At 66.1% G+C, this 233-nt stretch carries 1 protein-coding gene; it reads left to right on the plus strand.

Features of this window, described 5'->3' with window-relative positions:
* Positions 1-163, plus strand: a 163-nt coding sequence (locus AC0IW7_RS25060) for a Rieske (2Fe-2S) protein (RefSeq protein WP_471821569.1), incomplete at its 5' end; no start/stop codon positions are given.
* Between the last annotated feature and the right edge of the window lie 70 nt (positions 164-233).

The following is a 233-nucleotide window of genomic DNA, read 5'->3' on the forward strand; positions in this document are numbered from 1 at the left end:
GTTTCTCGACAGCAGCCAGAGCCTGATGCAGTGCGCGCGCCATGGCGCCTTGTTTTTGATCGAGTCGGGCGAATGCATTACCGGCCCGTGTGACGGCAAGGCGCTGACTGCCCTCGCCTGCCGCGAAGACGCCGCAGGCATTTGGGTCGAGGTGCCGGCTTAACGGTGAGAGCTGCACGTCGAGGCGGCGCGTCAGCCTGATCTCGGTCGGCGTCAGCACGGCGCCATAGGCG

The organism is Pseudomonas sp. AC229, assembly GCF_979254655.1.